This window comes from Microbacterium sp. ProA8 (assembly GCF_039905635.1).
In the GTDB taxonomy this organism is placed as follows: domain Bacteria; phylum Actinomycetota; class Actinomycetes; order Actinomycetales; family Microbacteriaceae; genus Microbacterium; species Microbacterium chionoecetis.
Genome location: NZ_CP157000.1, coordinates 3,384,523 through 3,402,401 on the forward strand (window position 1 = coordinate 3,384,523; position 17,879 = coordinate 3,402,401).

The 17,879-nt window shown below is 69.8% G+C and carries 1 protein-coding gene (running past one end of the window); it reads right to left on the reverse strand.

Going from position 1 to position 17,879, the window contains the following annotated elements:
- Window positions 1-17,879, reverse strand: the 3' portion of a protein-coding gene (locus ABG085_RS15300; protein ID WP_347976590.1) for a hypothetical protein. Its footprint extends 13,555 nt past the window's final position; only the last 17,879 of its 31,434 coding nucleotides appear in the window; the start codon falls outside the window, past its right edge; it ends in the stop codon at window positions 1-3.

The following is a 17,879-nucleotide window of genomic DNA, read 5'->3' on the forward strand; positions in this document are numbered from 1 at the left end:
TCAGGGCGATCCGTCGTCGGTCTTGATCGTGACCAGCCCCTGCGCATCGGCGAGATTCGCCCCGGGTGCGGGCTGCAGTGTCACGATGAATGCTTCGTCGAACTCCTTCATCGCGTCTCCGCGGACGGTGAAGGTGATGGTGGCGGTCGTCGCGCCGGCGGCGAACGACACGACCCCTGAGGTGGCGCCGGTGACGTCCACGCCCCAGGTCACGGCGTTCGCGAGGAGGGTGTCGACGCTCCAGCCCACCGACAGCGCCGATCCGGCCTGGTCGCGGGTCACGGTGAGCGTGACGGTCTTGGTCGTGCCGGCAGCCCCCTCGGTGACGGTCGCATCCGAGATGCGTACGGCCGCGGCCGCGGGCGGAGACCCGGTGTAGAGGGGGTCGTCGGTGCGGAGGCGATAGTCGGCCGCGGATGCCGTCACGCCGGCGCCGAAGGCGAACAGGCCCTGCCTGCCGTCGGTGAGCGGCGAGTTGTACGCGTGCGACGCGAGCACCTGACCGCTCAGCGTGACGGTCACCACGGTGGCCTTCAGCACGAGGTCGAGCACGTAGTCGGTGCCGGCCACCAGCGTCCGGGCGATCACCAGGTCGATGGTGCGGACGCCCTTCGCCACGTGGCCGATCACCACGCGCTGCCCGCCGACGTCGATGCCGACGAACTTGTAGTCGGTCGACGAGTACCAGTCGAACAGGATGCCGGTGATCCCGGCGGCGCGGAGCGTCGCCGTGAGCTGCACATAGCCGGCGGGCCCGAACTGCTCGACCGCTGCGTAGGTCGAACCCCCGGCAGCCGGGATGCCGAGGAGCGCCGTCGCGGTGCCGGTGGCATCCGTCGTCCCCTGGAGGCGTCCGCCGACCGTCGTCCACGTTCCGGTCACGGCCTGCTGCGCGGTCGGCCCGCTGCCCTCGAAGAAGTCGGTGCGGTCGATCGTGATCTCCGCCGCGATCACGGTGAGCGCGATGTTGTCGAACCAGCCGCGCGCCTGATCGGAGCCGAAGCCCACCAGTCCCCGGTTCAGCGCGACCTGCTCGCCGCCCAGGACGCGCGGCGCGAACGTGTGGGAGAGGGCGTTCTTGCCGTTGACGGTGACCGTCACGACGAGTCCGTTGATCACGACGTTGAGGTCGTAGAACGTTCCGGCCTTCACTCCGCCCGGCACCGACGCCTGCGCGAGCACCGCCCAGCCCCACGATGCTCGCTGGCCGATGACGACCTTGTTCGTCGACTGATCGATGCCGGCGAACTTGAAGTCCATCGGGCCGAAGTAGTCGAAGACGACGTAGGCGTCGGCCTTCCAGCCGGCGACCGGCTTGTCCATCGAGATCTTGGCGGACAGTTCGTAGTAGACGCTCTGGTAAGCGTCGGAGTACCAGACGGCGAGCGCGTCGCCGGTGCTGTCGGCGGCGGTCACCTTGAGGATGCCCTGCTGCACGGTGAACACACCGGAGTCGGTCGCGAAGCCCTGCATGGAGCCGTCGTTGAAGTCGGCCCCCCGCACCGTGTCGCGCCGGCCGCCGGGGATGTTGCCGGCCTGCGGGTCGGTCGGGCCGCCCGTCTGCGTCTGCCAGTGGGCGTGGTCGGACTGCCGGATGAGGCCCAGCTCGCCGAACGGCTCGCCGTTGCGCGCCTGCTCGCTGCCCTCGTCGCTCCACCTCGTCATGTCGACGCCCTGGCTGCGGCTCAGCGCGTACAGGAACTCGGGAAGCTGCGGCGCGTTCTGGCGGCTGACCGTCGCGATGCCGAACGGTGAGAAGGGCACGATGTAGCTGTTGAACTCGCCGACCCAGTCGATGAGGCGGTCGCCACCGGTGTTGCCGATGAGGATGTCGAGCCCGGCGCCGCCGTACACCCGGTCCTGGAAGCTCGAGTTGACGCCGTCCGGGATGTCGTTGAGCCACGAGTCGCCCGGCTGCGTGCAGGTGCCGTTCGGCAAGGAGGCGAGGCATCCGGAGTGGAGGTCGTCGTCGGCGTTGTGCAGGTCGTTGCCCCAGCCGCCCCACAGCGTGTCCTGCCCGGTGCCGCCCACGAGCCAGTCATTGCCCAGGTCGCCGAAGATCACATCGTTGCCGTCGGTCGCCTGGGTGGTCTTCCAGCTGATGCACAGGCCCTGGTTGTCGACCGCGATGCACGCGCCCTTGCCGTCGGCGCCCTTGTAGTAGTCGCCGGTGAGGTCCTGGTTGTTGAGGAAGAAGTGGTGCGGGAACTGCGCGATCGGTGCGCTTCCGGTGCAGGTGTGGCCGCTCGGCGAGTAGGAGGTGCAGCCCCAGACCCCGCCCGTGGCACTGAAGAGGATCGTGCGACGCGGGTCGTACTCGTTGTAGAGGTAGAACTCGCCCAGCCGCAGCTCGTTGTGGTTGTTGGCGTGCCACGGGTTGGTGTCGGCGCCGAAGTGGAGCACGTCGCCGGGGTTCCACGGGTGGGCGAAGTCGATGTATTCCAGGCCGATCGGGTCGCCGTCGGAATCGAAGTGCTGCGCGAAGCCGCTCGCGCCCCCGACGCCGATGGCCTCGGCGCCGCTGATCGCGTCGTCGCCCGAACCGCCGTGGATCCAGTCGCCGCCCCAGCCGCCGAAGATGATGTCGTCGGAGTTGTTCGCGTCGTAGGTCGGCTGGTTCGCGACGTGGTGCTGGCTCTGGTTGGTGTCGGGGCCGAGGTTGTAGACGGTGAGGTCGACCGACTTGACCAGCTCGCCCGCGATGTTGATCGTGGCGGTCTGCACCTGGCCCGGCGTGTAGATGAACTCCCCCAGCACGTCGCCCTGGCTCGTCTTGGTGTCGGGGTCGACCGTGCGCAGCTTCAGGATGCCGAAGAGCGGCTCAGCCTCCTCGGCGCAGACCGCCGCCGAGGCGACGGAGCAGCCCGTGTTGCGGCTGGTGAAGATCCGGCCGTCGTCACCGAGGATGCCGTCGGAGCCGGTGCCCCCCGAGATCCAGTCATTGCCCCAGCCGCCGATGATGTCGTCGTTCTGCGCGTCGCCGAAGACGATGTCGTGGTCGGCGCCGCCGTAGACCGTGTCGTCGCCGGTCTCGCCGTGCACCTCGTCGCGGCCGCCGGTCTGCGCGCCGCCCCCGTTCGGGAACGCGGTGTTGCGCCAGGTGCCGGACGCGGTGTCGAGCACGAGGGAGCACGTCGGCTGCGTCGGCGAGCCGTTGCAGTCGGCACCCGCACCGAGGCCGAAGTTCTGCGGCAGGTAGTCGGGACCGCCGACCGTGTAGTCGAGCAGGTGCACACCGCGGACCACCAGACGCTGTGTGCCGGCCGAGGCGCCGCCGTACGTGTCGTAGACGAAGGTCACGTAGTTCGCGCCGCTCGTCGGCGGCACGCCGACGTCGCCGTCGTTCGCGTTGCCGTTGACGTCGTTGTGGTTCGTGCCTACGATGCGGACGACCCGGCCGTTGTCTCCGACGATCGTGTCGGCGTCGCGCGCATCCATGTTCTCGGGCGCGGTGCTGTCGGCGAGCGAGCCGCCGGTCACCGGTGTGCTGGCGAGGTTGCCCGCGCCCGTCGTCTGGTCGTTGATGCCGATGCGGCCTCCGGCGCCGCCGAAGAGGATGTCGGCGCCGCGGTCGTCGCCCGTCGTGTAGTTGTGCAGCGTCGCCGTGGGTGTGACGGCGAGGCCGTCGGGGCGCTGGTCGGGGGTGATGAGGCTGAAGAAGTCGCTCGAACCGCCGAGGATGTCGTCCTGGCCCAGCCCGCCGAAGACCACGTCGTTGCCGGCGTTGCCCTCGAGGTAGTCCTGCCCGTCGGTCGCCGCCTCGGTGGAGGCCACGACGACCAGCACGCCGGTGTAGTCGCAGACGATGGCCACGGCCGCACCGGGGTTGCTGTCGTAGCAGCCGAGCGGGGTGCGCGAGGCGCCGACGTGGCTCGCGTCGCGGGCGTCGTCGATCCACCGGCGGTGTGCGCTCTCGATGCCGCCGTCGCCCTGCAGGACGTCGTCGCCGAGCTGCCCCAGCACGATGTCGTTGCCCGCGCCGCCGGCCAGGTAGTCGTTGCCCCACGTCGCCGCCCACTTGTCACCGCGGTCGGAGGCGACGTCGTGGAACAGGTGCGTCACGTCGTACTCCGCCCACCACGGCGCCCCGTCGGGGTCGCGGTACGGACGCGGGGTGCCGTCGACGAGCAGCACACCGGAGTTGTTCTCGGTGGGCACCGGCGCGCCGTTGCAGAGGTTGGCCGGGTTGGGGATGTCGCTGCGGCTGTAGAGCAGCGTGCCGCAGAGCGTCTGGAACCGCGGGCTCGTCCAGTCGCCGAGCGTGCGGTCGAACCAGACGGCATCGCCGAAGAGGATGTCGTCGGCTTCGTCGCCGTCGATCAGGTCGTGGCCGGCTCCGCCGACGAGCACGTCGCGCCCCAGCCCGCCGTACACGGTGTCGTCTCCGCCCTTGTCGAGCCGCACGCTGCGGATCGCGAGCACCCCGACCGAGACGCCCGGGACGCCGGTGAGCGAGGTGGTCTGGATCTTCTGCGGCCGTGCGTCGGGCTCGTTCGGGTCGGCGACGTCCTGCGTGATGACGCCGTGGTCGCCGAAGACGATGTCGTCGTACGCCCACTCGGGCTGGCCGTTCGCGTTCACGACGAACGAGCCGAGGCCGAGGCCCGGAGCGCCCTCGCCGAAGATCACGTCTGCGCCGGCGTTCTGCAGGTCGTCGACGATGCCGGCGATGCCGCCCGGGGCGGGGATGATCGTCGTGCCGTTCGGGATGACGCCTGCGCCGGTGACGGAGGGCAACGGACTGCGGTTGACGGTCGCGATGTCGAGAGCGCGGGTGAGCACGTCGACGTTGACGCCGGAGTCTCCGTAGATGTGGTCGACACCGCGCTGACCGCGGATCTCGTCGTCACCCGAGCCGCCGGCGAGCTGGTCTCCGGCCTGGCTGCCGATGATGAGGTCGTCGCCGAGCCCGCCGTAGGCGGTGATGCCGACGGTCGGCAGGATCGTCGGCGGCAGTTCGGCGAAGAGTCCCGACGCGTCGATGATGTCGTTCCCGGCGTGGTCGTACGGGTTGGCGAGCCCGAAGACCCACTCGTCGTCCTCGTTCTGCCCGTCCGGGATGTGGGTGAACGGGTCGAACGGCTTCGGGCCGAACTCCATGCCGAAGGTGTCCCCCGGGTTGCCCGAGTACCAGACGCCGTCCTGCGACGTGTCGCCGTAGATCACGAGCGGCGAGCCCGGGCCGGCGGTGTGGGTCTGGTCGCACCGGACCGCGTCGTCCTCGACGCCGTCGGACTGCTGGGCGATCTTGAACAGCATCGCGTCCGCGGCCCGGTTGCAGACGGTGATGATGTCGCCGCCGATGAGCAGGCCGCCGCTGCGCGAGGCGTCCCACGCCGTGATGGTGAGGTTCGGGCGGTACCAGTGCGCGATGCCCGCGGCATCCAGGAACATGCTCGGCGCGAGCGCTGCGCCCTTGAGCGTCATCGTGTCGCCGTCGATGGCGTCGACCGTGAAGGCGCCGCCGAAGCCGCTGATCTTGATCTGCATGCCGGCGCGGAAGCCCGCCCAGCCCCCGGCGCGCACCAGGGAGGACGCGTGCACCTCGATCGGGCCGCTCACCTCGACCTTCAGCGGAGCGACGACGCTCACGTCGGTGGAGACGACGGCCGGGCCGGTCGGCACCACGGCGCCCGCCGCCTCGCCGACCGGGACGAGCGGAGCGCTCAGGATCATGACCGAGCCGATGCCGCAGCCCGGGAAGGAGTCCATGTACGGGCAGGGCGCGTCGGCGAAGCCGAGGATCATCCGGGTGAAGGTCTCGCCCGCGAGCTGGATGTGCTGGAACGCGTGCAGGTACGGGTCGCCGGCGTAGTAGCCGCTGCCCGGCAGCCGTCCGTTGAAGGCCCAGTTCAGACCGTCCTGGCGGGTGAGCACGAGGCCGGCTCCCGGGTGCTGCGCGAGCTGCCCGGCCGTCGGCGCGGTGCGGATCATGTCGAACACGGTCTGCATCGGCGAGTTGCCGCCGCCGTGGATCGTCGTGAGGCCGCCGTGCGGACCGGGCACGAACACGTTCTGCGATCCCAGAGCCTTGCTCGGCAGCAGATCGCCGCGATCGAGCGTGAGCGTCCGCCCGTCGACCGAGATGCCCATGAGACGCCACTGGCCGTCGATTCCGGCGATCCGCACGAGCTGGCCGACCACGAAGCCGTCGGCGACGAAGCTGCCGCTCGAGCGGGTCACGGTGCCGCCCGCAGCGCCCCCGGCGATCGTCACCGGCGTCGTGATCGTCACCGGGACGTCGGCCGCCGTGACGGTCGCCGTCGCGGCCACCGGCAGCGTTCCGGTGAGGAACTTGAGGTACATCACCGTGCTGTCTGTCGTGTCTTCCGGGTGGTCGTCGCCGAAGCCGGTGACGAGGAAGGTCGACACCCGGCCGCCCTCGGTGATCGTCACGGTCTGACCGACGAGGAAGCCCTGCGCCTTCCAGTCGAACGGGGTCGGACGCGTCAGCCGGTGCGTCGTACCGGCCGGGATGCCGCTGCCCGCGCCCTGCGGCGTCAGCGTGACGGCACCGGTCGCCTTCACCGGCACGTCCGGCTGGAGGGTGCCCTGCACGTCGAGGCGGTCGTTGCCGGAGCCGAGGAACAGGTTGATGACCTCGATCGTCGACTTGCCGGCATCCGTCGTGTAGCCCGTACCGTCGAACGACACCGAGCCGAAGCTGATGCCGCCGGGGAAGATCTGCGGCTCTCCGAACGTCTCGTTCTGCGTGCCGCCGTACGAGCTGCCGAAGTCGAGATCCTTCGCCATGCCGAGGCCGCGCAGCGTGGTGGAGGTCATCGCGCCCCAGTTGTTCGCCACGCTGGAGTCGCCATAGATGTTGAGCACGTCGATCTGCTTCGACTCCGGCGCCTGGGTGGCGATGGCGAAGAGCGGGCCGTCCTGCTCGCCCGGAAGCTTGAGGCCGAGCTCGAGCGACCGGTCGGCGCCGGTGACGCCGCCCTCGACCGCGAGCGGGCCGCGCAGGCGCGTCAGCAGGTGCTGGGTCGCGGGGAAGGTCTTCACGCCCTGCCGGATGAGGGGCTGGTAATACCCGGTGTCGCCCTGCAGCTCGATGCGCTGGTCGGTCATCCAGTTCGCCGTCGTGAAGACGGCCTGCGCCGCGATGCGCGTGACGGTGAGCGGGCCGACGAGGCTGCCGAACGAGTCGCCCCACAGCGACAGGCCGAACTCGAGCTGCTGGTCGTGCGCGGTGTTCGTGCCGCGGATGTTCTGGATCTTGCCGATCGCGCAGCGCCCGAAGCCGTCGCACACCTTGACCCACTGGCCCTCGAGGAAGCCGTCGGCCAGCCAGCCGCCGGCGCTCCGCGTGATGCGCCAGCGGTTCACGAGGTCGTCGCCCGGGGTCAGCGCGATGCCGCTGACGGCGCCGCTCCACTTGCCGCGGAAGGTGAGGGCGTTGATGGTCGTGGCCTCTGCTGTCGCACCGGAGCAGTTGAGGGCCGGGCTGACCTGGAACGAACCGGCCGACACCGCGCCGATGACGGTGTAGACGCCGGTGCAGGCACCGAACGTGAGCCGCATCCCGGTGGTGATGCCGTCGTCGATGAAGCTGCCGGTGTCGCTGCCGTTGGTGCGGCTGACCGTGCTGCCGGCGAAGCCCAGGTTGCCGAGGAAGAGGCGGGACGGGATGTCGCCGCCGATCTCGACGTAGTCGAGCGGGGTGACGGCGACGCCGTTGATCTTGACGACGTCGACGAGGCCGTCGGGCGTGATCGCGACGTTCACGTTCGCGGTCGGCTTGGTGGTGAGGCGGATGATGTACTCGTCGTTCGCGCCGCCTTGCACGATGACCGTGTCGGTGCCGGTCGGGATCGTGACCACCTGCGCCGACTCGTCGTCGTAGACCAGGACGTCGGTGCGCTGGATGCCGCTGCGCAGGTTCGGGAACCGGTAGGCGTCCGTCGCGCCGGCCTGGCCCCACGTGATGACGGCGGTCGTCGGGTCGCCGGCGACCGGGTTGTTGCGGGCCCGCAGCGTGAGGCGCACCGCGATGTTCCAGTTGGAGTGGTCGAACGTGAGGAGGTATGAGGTGCCGCCGTCGGCCTCGTGGACGAGCGTCCAGCGCGCACCCAGGGCGGCTTCGGCCGCCGCGTCGTCGATCTGCAGGATCCGCTGGCTGTCGGCATCCATCGTGATCTTGACCGTGATCACGAGGCCGCAGCCCGGGTTCGCCGCGGGGCACGGGTCTTTGGCCAGCTGCACCAGCACGTCATCGAGGCGCTGGGTCGCCGCATCCCCTTCGATGACCACGCCGCGATCGTCGAGGACCGTGGTGCCCGGCTCGACGTGGGTCACGTACACGCCCGGGGTGTCGTCGTCGTACACCCGCACGTTGACCTGGCGGACCGCGGCGCCGTGGAACTCGACATCCACGCCGGGGTTCTGCGCGATCACGGAGTGCTGCACCACCACTGTGCGGTCGCCCTCGGAGCGTCCGTCGTCGACGGCCCGTACGTAGACACGCTGCGGCATGCTCCAGTTGGAGCCGTCGAAGGTCAGCACCACCGCACGGCCGGCTTCGTCGACGAGCACGCCGCCCCGGATGTAGTGCCGCTGGAAGTCGCCGCCGCTCATGCACTGGTCGCCGTACGGGAAGGTGTCGACGCACAGCCAGATCGTGTCGGCAGGCCCGTCGGTGAGCCCGTAGCCGGTCGGGTTGTCGAAGGTGTCGCGCGCCTCCTCATCGGGGGATGCCGCGGCCGAGACGGTCACGTACACCTGGTGCTGCGGGGCATGGCTGAGTTCGACCGTGTAGTAGGCGGTCTGCGTGATCGGGCCGGACGTCGTCCCCTCGCGCACACTGGTCGAGGTGCCGGGCTCCTTGATGACGACGACGCCGGTGTTCCCGGTCGCGAGGTTGTACGGCACGCCGTCGACGACGATGCCGTCATAGCGCGGGTCGTCGGAGCGCACGATGTGGTCGACGGCGCCCGAGAGGCCCTCGAGCTCGCGGGTGACGATGTCGGCGGTCACGTCGCCCGCGACCGAGATCTGGTCGCTGCCCAGGCCGCCGATGACGCGGTAGGCCACACCGAAGGCCGTGGAGAGGACGAAGAACTGGTCGTCACCCTCGAGGCCGTCGATCTCCAGGACCTCGATGGTGGCGTACTTCACGTTCAGGCCGGCGCCGTAGATCGCCTTGTCGGTGATCGCGAAGTCGTCGGCGAACTCGGTGCCGAGGATGACGAGCTTGTCGAACCCGGTGCCGCCGTCGACGTTGACCGGAGCGTTGACGTTGTACTGCACCTCGTCCTCGCCGCCGCCGGCACGGATGTCGAGCGGCCGGCTGGTCGAGAACCCGAGGCCGATCACCGGCACCGCGACGCCGTTCGCGTCGAGCGGGATGACGTCGTCGAGCCACTTCGTGTTGTCGAGGTCGATGCTCGGGTTGCCGGGCGTGGGAGTGAAGGTCGTGTGCGCGTCGGCGTTGTTGCAGGTGCCGTCGTCGTTGTTGTCCTTGCGGAATCCGGTGTAGCCGTCGGCGTCGGCGGCGTTGCAGACCCCGTCGTTGTTGGAGTCGACCGGGAAGAGGTCGGTGCCGGGCACCACCGTGAGCGTGACGTCCGCGAGCGTGCAGAGGCCGTCGCCGGTGGCGTCGGTGTCGCACACTGCGGCGATCGCGAAGGCCCGGACGATGAACAGGTCGTTGTCGTCGTCGCCGTTGAGCTGGATCTCGGCCTGGTTCGAGTAGACGACGAACCGGTCGTTGCCGGTGCCGCCGGTGGCCAGCAGCGGCGCGTGCGTCCCGGGGCTCAGCCAGCCGCGCGTCGTGGGCACGAGCGACGGGAAGGTGTCGGCCGGGAGTAGCGCGCCGCCGTCCGGAGCCGGGTCGCTGTCGCGCTGCGTGCCGAAGATCTGCCCGATCTGGAACGCGTCGTTGCCGGCGCCGCCGTCGAGGGTCATCGTCGCCTGCGTGTCGTCGACGTAGAACGCGTCGTTGCCGCCGAGGCCGTAGACCGTGATGCGGCCGTTGAGCGCCCGGTCGTAGGTGATGCGCTGCACCTTCGCGCTCGGCTCGTTGCCCTGCGTGCGGTCGCGGTAGAGGCCGATGCCGCCGTCGGTGCTCTCGTTGCCGGCCAGCAGGGCGATGTACGCCGGGTGGTCGGCGGGGTCGCTCGGGGCGCTGCAGACGGCCGCGCCGCCGACCGCCGTCACCGCGAACGGCGATTCGTTGTCGATGCAGGTCAGCGCCCGCAGCAGCCAGATGTCGTCGGCGCGGAGCCCGGTGTTGTGCGCCGGGTCGAGGTCGTCGAAGCCGTACACCGCGAGCTCGTCGACACCCTGATTCGCGGGGCCGGAGTCCAGCACCTGGATGTTGTAGTTGCGCACGTTGCCGTGACTGCCGTTGGTGTGGACGGCGTAGTGGTCGCTCTCGCCCTGACCGTCGAGCGTCAGCACGTGGCCGGCTCCGGTGCCGCCGGTCGCGGGGCTCGTGACGACGTTCATCGACTGCAGGTAGTAGACCGTGAGGATGTCTTCGCCGTCGGCGGTGTTCGAGGCACCCGAGCCGTTGCCGTGCACCGTCGTCCTCGCGCCGAGGAAGATGTAGCCGTCGTCGCCCCACTGCTCTTTGTTGAGCCCGGGATCGGAGGTCTGTGCCCGGTCGAGTCCCGACCGGTCGCCGAGCACGATCACGTCGACGTCGCTGCCGCCCCAGACGTTCGTCTGGCGGCCGGGTACCGGGTTGACGCTCGAGGGGGTGCAGGTGCTGAGCGGGTCGTCGCCGGCGCCGGCGTCGGACACGACGCAGTCGGCGACGATGCGGCCCCGCAGGATCATCGACGTGCCCCACTCGGCGGCGCCGCCGCCGGTGTCGAGGTTGCCGAAGTCGCCGCGCATGTCGATCGAGAGATCGGCCAGGACCTGGCTGTTCTGGTGGAGCGTGATGTCATCGCCGACGCGGAGTTCGACCGAGCCCTGCTCGGCGAAGATCGTGCCGTGGGGGATGCCGCGCGGGGCGTCCGCGTCGTTCTGCGGTCCGCGCGTGTTCGATTCGGCGAACCGGGCGGTGCCGGCGGCCACGAGGTACAGGTCTTCGTCGAGCTGCACGGACTCGCGGACGGTGAGCCGGATGTCTCCGGTGAGAGAGTGGGCGAGCACGAGGCGCAGGTACGCGTCGGTCTCGGTGTAGTAGATGCCTGTGGTTGCCTCCAGGCCGACGTCGTCGCCGGCCGCGGCCAGTGCGGGATCGGACTTCCAGGGCGAGTTCGGGTCGTCGCCGCAGTTGAGCCAGGTGCACGCGAACGGGGGCGCGCGACCGGAGTCGACCATGACGTCCTTCGAGGTCAGACCGATCGAGCCGCCGTTGGCATCGATGTCGACGGCGTCGCCGCGGACGTTGTCCTCGTCAGGGTCGAGCTTCGCGTTCAGGATGCTGCCGCCCGTGGTTCGCAGGCCCACATTGCCCGTCGCGAGCGACGAGCTGCCGCCGGTGAAGATCTCCCAGATCGGCATGTCGCCGGTGAGCTCGTCGAGGAAGATGCCCTCGGTCGAGCCGCCGCCGATCGCGGCCGCGGTGTCATGGGCCTTCAGCACGCCGCCGCCGATGCCCGTCGGCTGGTTGACGGCGGTGTTGATCTCCAGCCAGTTGCTCGGGACGCCGATGCCTCCGAGCACGCCGCCCTCGCCGGCGTACATGGTGATGTTGACACCTGTGACGTCGATCGTCGGCCGGCCGTCGGCATCCAGGATCCGCCGCGGCGAGTGCAGGATGACGTCGCCGTTCGTCGAGTGGATGTGGCCGACGAGCATGTCGCCCTCGATCTCGGTCGCGGTGATGTTCCCGTTGGTGCGCAGGAAGATCTGCGAGACGTTGACCGCCATCCCGGGGTCGTCGACCGGTCCGGCGTGGCCGGCTCCGCCGGTCCAGGCCGAGTCGACCTGCGCGACGATGTGGACGGTCGTGTCGGGAGTGTCGGCGGTGACCGTGTGCGTGGCGCTGTCGATCTGCGTCGTGAAGCAGGTCTTGGGCTCCTCGCCGCCGGTGGTGACGTGGCAGACGTCGATGTCGTCGCCCGCGCGCAGATCGCTGAAGTCGTAGGTGGACTCGATCTCGCCGTCGACGTCGGTGCCGAGCGCGCGGAGGATGTGGGCGAGGTTCGGGTCCGACACGTCGGGCCGGAAGTGCGTCTCGTACGATCCCGAACCGCTGCCGCAGTTGCCCGGATACGCGCCCGCGCACAGGCCCCGGTCGTAGGAGAGACCGTCGTTGATCAGCGGGGCGTAGGTCGACGGGAATGTGAAGCCGTAGTACGTCGACAGGTTCGACGGGTGGTACAGGTCGACGACGACGAGCACGAGACCCGTCTGCCCGTCGCCGTTCTTCGAGTCGTTGAGCACCACGTCGACGTCGTCGCCGGCGCGGACACGGTCGATGACGATGATGCCCGGAGTGCCGAGCGCGACGACGGCCGGATCGATGCGGCGGAAGTAGGTGAGGTCGACGACCGCGTCCTTGCCGGCATCCACCGTGACGACAGGCAGCTTCCTGCACGGCGCGGCACCGTCGCAGAAGTCCGCGTCGGGGTGGATGTAGTCGACGAGCTCGACCTCGATCGGGTTGCGCTCCGGGTCGGGGTTCGCGTGCGTGGGGCTCTGGTGGCCGATGTCGCCGCGCGGGGCGTCGAGGGTGAGGACGTTCGTGCGGATGAGCTCATGCCCGGAGCCCGACAGGATGTCACCCGACGCGTTGAAGATCCACGTCTTGCCCAGCGGGTTCTCGATGTAGTCGTCGAGGCGGATGAACGGCTGACGCACCGGGCACACGAACGCGCATGAGTTGTGCACCTTCACCTCGGTCGGCGGGAAGGTGTACTCGATGTCGAAGTCGAACGTGCTGCCCGGCGAGGCCTCGGGCTGGGCGACGACCGCGGCGTCGGGGATCTGCTGCACGCGGATGTCGATGCGGGGCGGGTTCAGCGAGTTGACCACGTCGATGATGTTCGTCACCAGATTGAGGCTGGACGCGTTCAGGATGCGCACGAAGTCCCACGTCTGCTGGAATTCGAAGCTGCCGTCGACGCCCCAGATGATGCCGTCGGGCACCGAGAGGCCCAGCGACGCCAGGTTGTTCGCGAGGAACCGCGCCTGGGCTCCGTGGTCGTAGACGATGTCGTCGACCGTGATCGTGCTGCCGGTGAGCTGGCCCGTGGTGTGGGTGTCGGTGAACGGGTTGTCTTCGAAGCAGTGACCCTGATCGTCGCAGACGCGCACGTTCGAGATCGCGATGATCGTGCCGTCGGCGGCGATCTCGAGCACCGGGTTGGGCTCGCCCAGCATGATGACACGGCTCTCCCAGAAGATGTCGCGTCGCAGCGGTGCGTTGTTGCCGGTCTCGAGCCCGTCGTTGCCGACGTCGAGCAGTCCGCCGTCGGTCGTCGCGTGACGCCGCAGCTGCGCGATCTGGTCGTTGACGGCGACCGTCAGGTCGGAGGTCGTGATGGTCGCGCCCGATCGGCCGATCACCTTGGCCTGCATGGCCTGCGGCTCGTCGGCGCCGTCGCCGACGATGTTGTGGATCTCGAAGATGCGAGCGTACGAGTCGGTGCCGCCCCCTCCGCAGTCGCACTCGGCGAACGCGTCGGCGTTCAGGTCGACGCCGAGCCATTCGGCGAGGATCGCGGTGTCGACGTGGCCGGTGAGCTGAAGGCCGGCGACGAGGTACGTGCGCGTGTATCCCTCGATCGCGATCTCGGAGTCTGCGTCGGAATCGGCTCCCAGCGCGATCGCGTAGGTCTTGGTGTGCGCGTACGCGTTCATCTTGTCGACGAACGCGCCGATGCGGACGTGCCGTGCCGTGATGACCCCGCCCGCCTCCGTCGTCGTGTCGGCCTTGTCGTCGCCGATGCCGACATACACGTTCGCCTCGGTCTCGGCCGACGCGCCCAGACCGCCCACGTCGGCGATCGAGTCGGCGAAGCCGTCGACGGAGGTGTGCGACTCGACCGCCACCCGGTTCGCCCCACGGAGGGTGCCTGCGGTCACCGTCTTGGTGTCGTAGGCGGCCCAGGCCGAGGTCGATCCGAACGAGCCGCCGACGAAGCCGCCCTGCTGCGTGTTGGCGTACACGCGCGGGCGCAGGTCGCTGTTGGCGGCGATGAGGATGTTGCGGGATGCCTCGACCTCGGCGCCCGCCGCGATGGTCACGGTGTTGGTGACGGTGGTCTTGGAACGCGCAGCCGAGTCGCCGATCGAGATCGCGCCGCCGCCGGCATTGCCTGCGACGCCCTTGGCGAGCGCCGTGCCGTTCGTGGTGATGGTGACGTCGCGGCCCTTGACGTTTGCGCTCGCCTCGACCGTCGCCGAGATGACGAGCGTCGTCGTGGCGTCGGAGGACGCCGTCGACACGTTGATCGCGCCGCCGCCGCCGCCTGCGGCGGTCGCCGAGATGACGCCGTCGCTGGAGCTCGCTGCTCCCGACGGCCCGCCGATCCCGTCGAGCTTCTGCGAGCCGGTCCCTGCCGACAGCTGCAGCACCAGTCGCTGCTCGCCGCTGCCGGCGCTGGAGAGGTCGAGTCCCTCCACCCGGAAGATGTGCGGATAGCCGCCGCCGTCGCTGAGGTTGATCGCGGTGCCGCCGAGCGTGAGCGACAGCTGGAACGTGGATCCGTTCGCGCCGACCACGTAGTAGCCGTGGCCGTCGTCGAGATTGCCGATCTCGAAGTCGCCGTCGGCGTCGAGACGGTGGCGGGTCAGCTTGCCGTTGGGGCTCTGGTCGGCGGTCAGACCGATCGCGATGACGGAGCCGCCGAAGGTGTCGTTCCCGCCGAGGCCGGCCGGCGACGACTGGCACCCGTTGCCGTGCTCGTCGATGCCCACCGCGCGGCAGTAAGTGGCGGCGAGTCGGAGGTGCTGACCGTCGTTGCGGATCACGTAGTAGTACGTTCCGCTGGACAGCCCGCCGATCGCGCTGCCGCCGGTCGCGGTGTAGTACACGCGGGTGCCGCTGGCGGGCACCGTGTCGTCGATCGTCTGGTTGCCGTCCTGGTCGGTGCTGACATTGATGACGTTGCCCGAGACCGCCGTGCTCGAGAACAGACCTGCCGGCGGGGCGGTGTGGTACGTCACGTACTGCCCGTTGCTGAAGCCCCCCGAGATCTTGTCGTCCGTGTCGTCGATGTCGCCGCCCGTGATCACCTGCGGCGGGTGCACCACGTCGACCGACGTGGACTGCAGCTTGATACGGAAGACGTCGATCACGTAGACCTTGTAGACGCCGCCGGCGACGAGGCCGCCGATCGCTCCGCCGGTGGGCTGATAGACGACCAGGTCACCGGTCTTGAGGTTGTGGGCGCGCCCGCCGAAGTCGATGATGTCGGTCGCCGGGTCGACGGTGGCGCCCTCGACCGTGTCGGGGGTGGCCGGGTTGTCGAAGATGAACGAGACGCCGAGCATGAGGGTTGTCGCGCCGGTCACGATGACGTTGACGGTGCGTCCTTCCAGGTTCGGGACGATCATCGTGCCGCCCTGCGAACGGTAGATGACGACCTGACCGTCGTACGCGTTGTGCACCTTGCTGAAGGTGATCATGTTCGACGACACCGCGGCGCCGTCGAAGGTGCCGTCGGAGGCGTCCGCCGGCTTGACGTTGCTCGTCGCGTCGAGCGTGACATCGCCGGTCGTGCTGGTGATCGACGACCCGCCCGTGATGGTCGCCCGCACCGTCGGGTTCATCCATGCCGACGCACCGAACAGGTTGATGTTCAGGAGGCCGCCGCTGCCGCTCGACGTCGCAGCGTCCGCGTCGTTGAAGCTCTCGGCCTTCGCTGAGATGTCACCCGACACGATGATGACGGACGAGGATCCGCCGAGTGTGACGGCGACGGTGGGGGTGCCGGTCGCGGTCGACGACGAGTCGCTGATCGACAGCACCCCGCCACCGGCATTCGCCATCCCCGCGAACGAGAGATCCTGCGCCTTCGCGAGGACGTCCAGAGCGCCGGCTCCGCTCCCGGTGCCGACCCGCACGTGACCGAGCAGGTCCGCGCGCGTGGTGCCCGACGCATCGGCGGTCGGGTTCGCGTCAGGGGCGATGCTGGCGAGGAACGCACCCTGCGTGCGCTTGTAGCTGGCGATCGCCGAGTTGTACGAACGGGCGCGCAGGGCTGCGGTGGCGGATGCTGCGGCCAGCGTGGCTCCCGCCCCCACCGTTGCGATCGTCGACGCGTGCGCCTGCGCCAGCATGGTCACGCTGCTGATGGCGAGCCCGATGGAGAACGTCACCGACCCGGCGGACGCGCTCACCTCGTTGCCCGTGAGGTAGTTCGCGCCGTCGAAGTTGTGCCAGGCGAGGACCGCCGCGTTCCCGAGCGTGCTTCGGACGAGTCCGGTGCCCGAGATCGACGCCGCGGTGTGCGTCTGGTCGCTCGCGGTGACCGAGCCGCCCACGCCCGAGGCGAGCGCCGAGATGGCCATCGCCTTGTACAGCGCCGACACCGCGATCCGCGCGTCGGCGAGCACCGTGACGTCGCCCGCGGTCTGCAGGTCCCCGCCCACGCGGGCCGTGACGGCCACCGAAGCGATCGCCTTGAGCGTGGCACTCGTGAACCCGAGGCCGATGGAGCCGGCCGCCGAGCGCCCCTGGATGCGAGGGTGTGCGTCGGCGCGGGCCGTCACGGTCGCGCTCTGGATCGTGCCGGATGTCCCGTCGAAGTACGCGTCGACGGTGCCGCCCGAGGTCGCCGCGCCGATCACCACTCCGATGCCTGCGAGCAGGCCCGCCGAGAGCGACAGGGCGTCGACCTGCGCGTCCCCGAACGACCGAGCGAGCACTCGAAGCAGGGACGAGGCGCTGATCTGCGTGCCGCCGCCGACGCCGGCGACCAGCACCGGGGAGTTCGTCGCCTTGGCCTCGGCTCCGCCGATACCCGCGCCCAGTCCGATCGAGCCGAGCGTCGCGCGTGCGAAGGCCGGCGCCACGCTGTGGGAACCATCCGAGATAGCGCCGTTCGCGTCATTGATGACGCCGAACGTGTAGCTCGGCGAGAGCAGGTTGCCTGCCGCGTCGACGTTGGCCCGCGCGACCAGTTCGACCAGGCCGCCCGACAGCGAGCCGCCGCCCACCGTGTACGCCTTGACGGTGGGGCTCACCGTCGCGTTCGACGTCGTCCAGCCCGCCGCCGCGCCGGCCGAGAGGCCGAAGCCCTTCGCATCGGCGATGGCGATGGCGATGGCGGCGGCTACGAACGAGATCGCGGCGCTCCCCGCATCCACCTGTGCCCGATCGCCCAGGTACGCCAGCACGGTCGGAGACGACACCGCCGTCGCGTCGGTGCCGGCGATGTCCAGGCCGAGACTCACGGTGAGCGATGCCGACGAGGCGAGCGGCTGCGATGTGTGCGCGGCCGTGACCGTGACCGGGCCGGTCGTGGTCACGCTGGTCGGGTCCGTCGCGTCGGCGGCGCTCGTGCCGGCCTTCGGGCCGATGTACGCCGCGGTGGTCGTGGAGTCCTCGGCGTACAGCTCCACGCCGGCTCCGCCGATGAGCGAAACTCCGACCGCGGCGCTGGCGACGCTCGGGCTGCTGGTGCCGCCGGCGGTCATCGTGACCGATCCCGCGGTGACGTCGGCGCGGTCGTCGATGTGGGCGGCGATGAGACCGGCGGTGTACGCCTCGAGGTGCACGAACGAGATGTTGATCGGCGCGACCGTGATGCGGGTCGCCGTCGCGGTGGACACGGCCGTGCGGGTCGCGGTCATCGTGAGCGCCCCGGAGCCGAGGGTGACGGTCTCGTCGTCGCCGATGTACACCTCGGTGGTGCCGCCTACCCGCGACACCGGGTTGGTGACGAGGATGTTGGCGAAGGCGGCGAGACCCACCATCTTCGCATCGGTCACGGCGTCGGGAGTCGCCGTGGCGGTGATCGTCAGCGAGC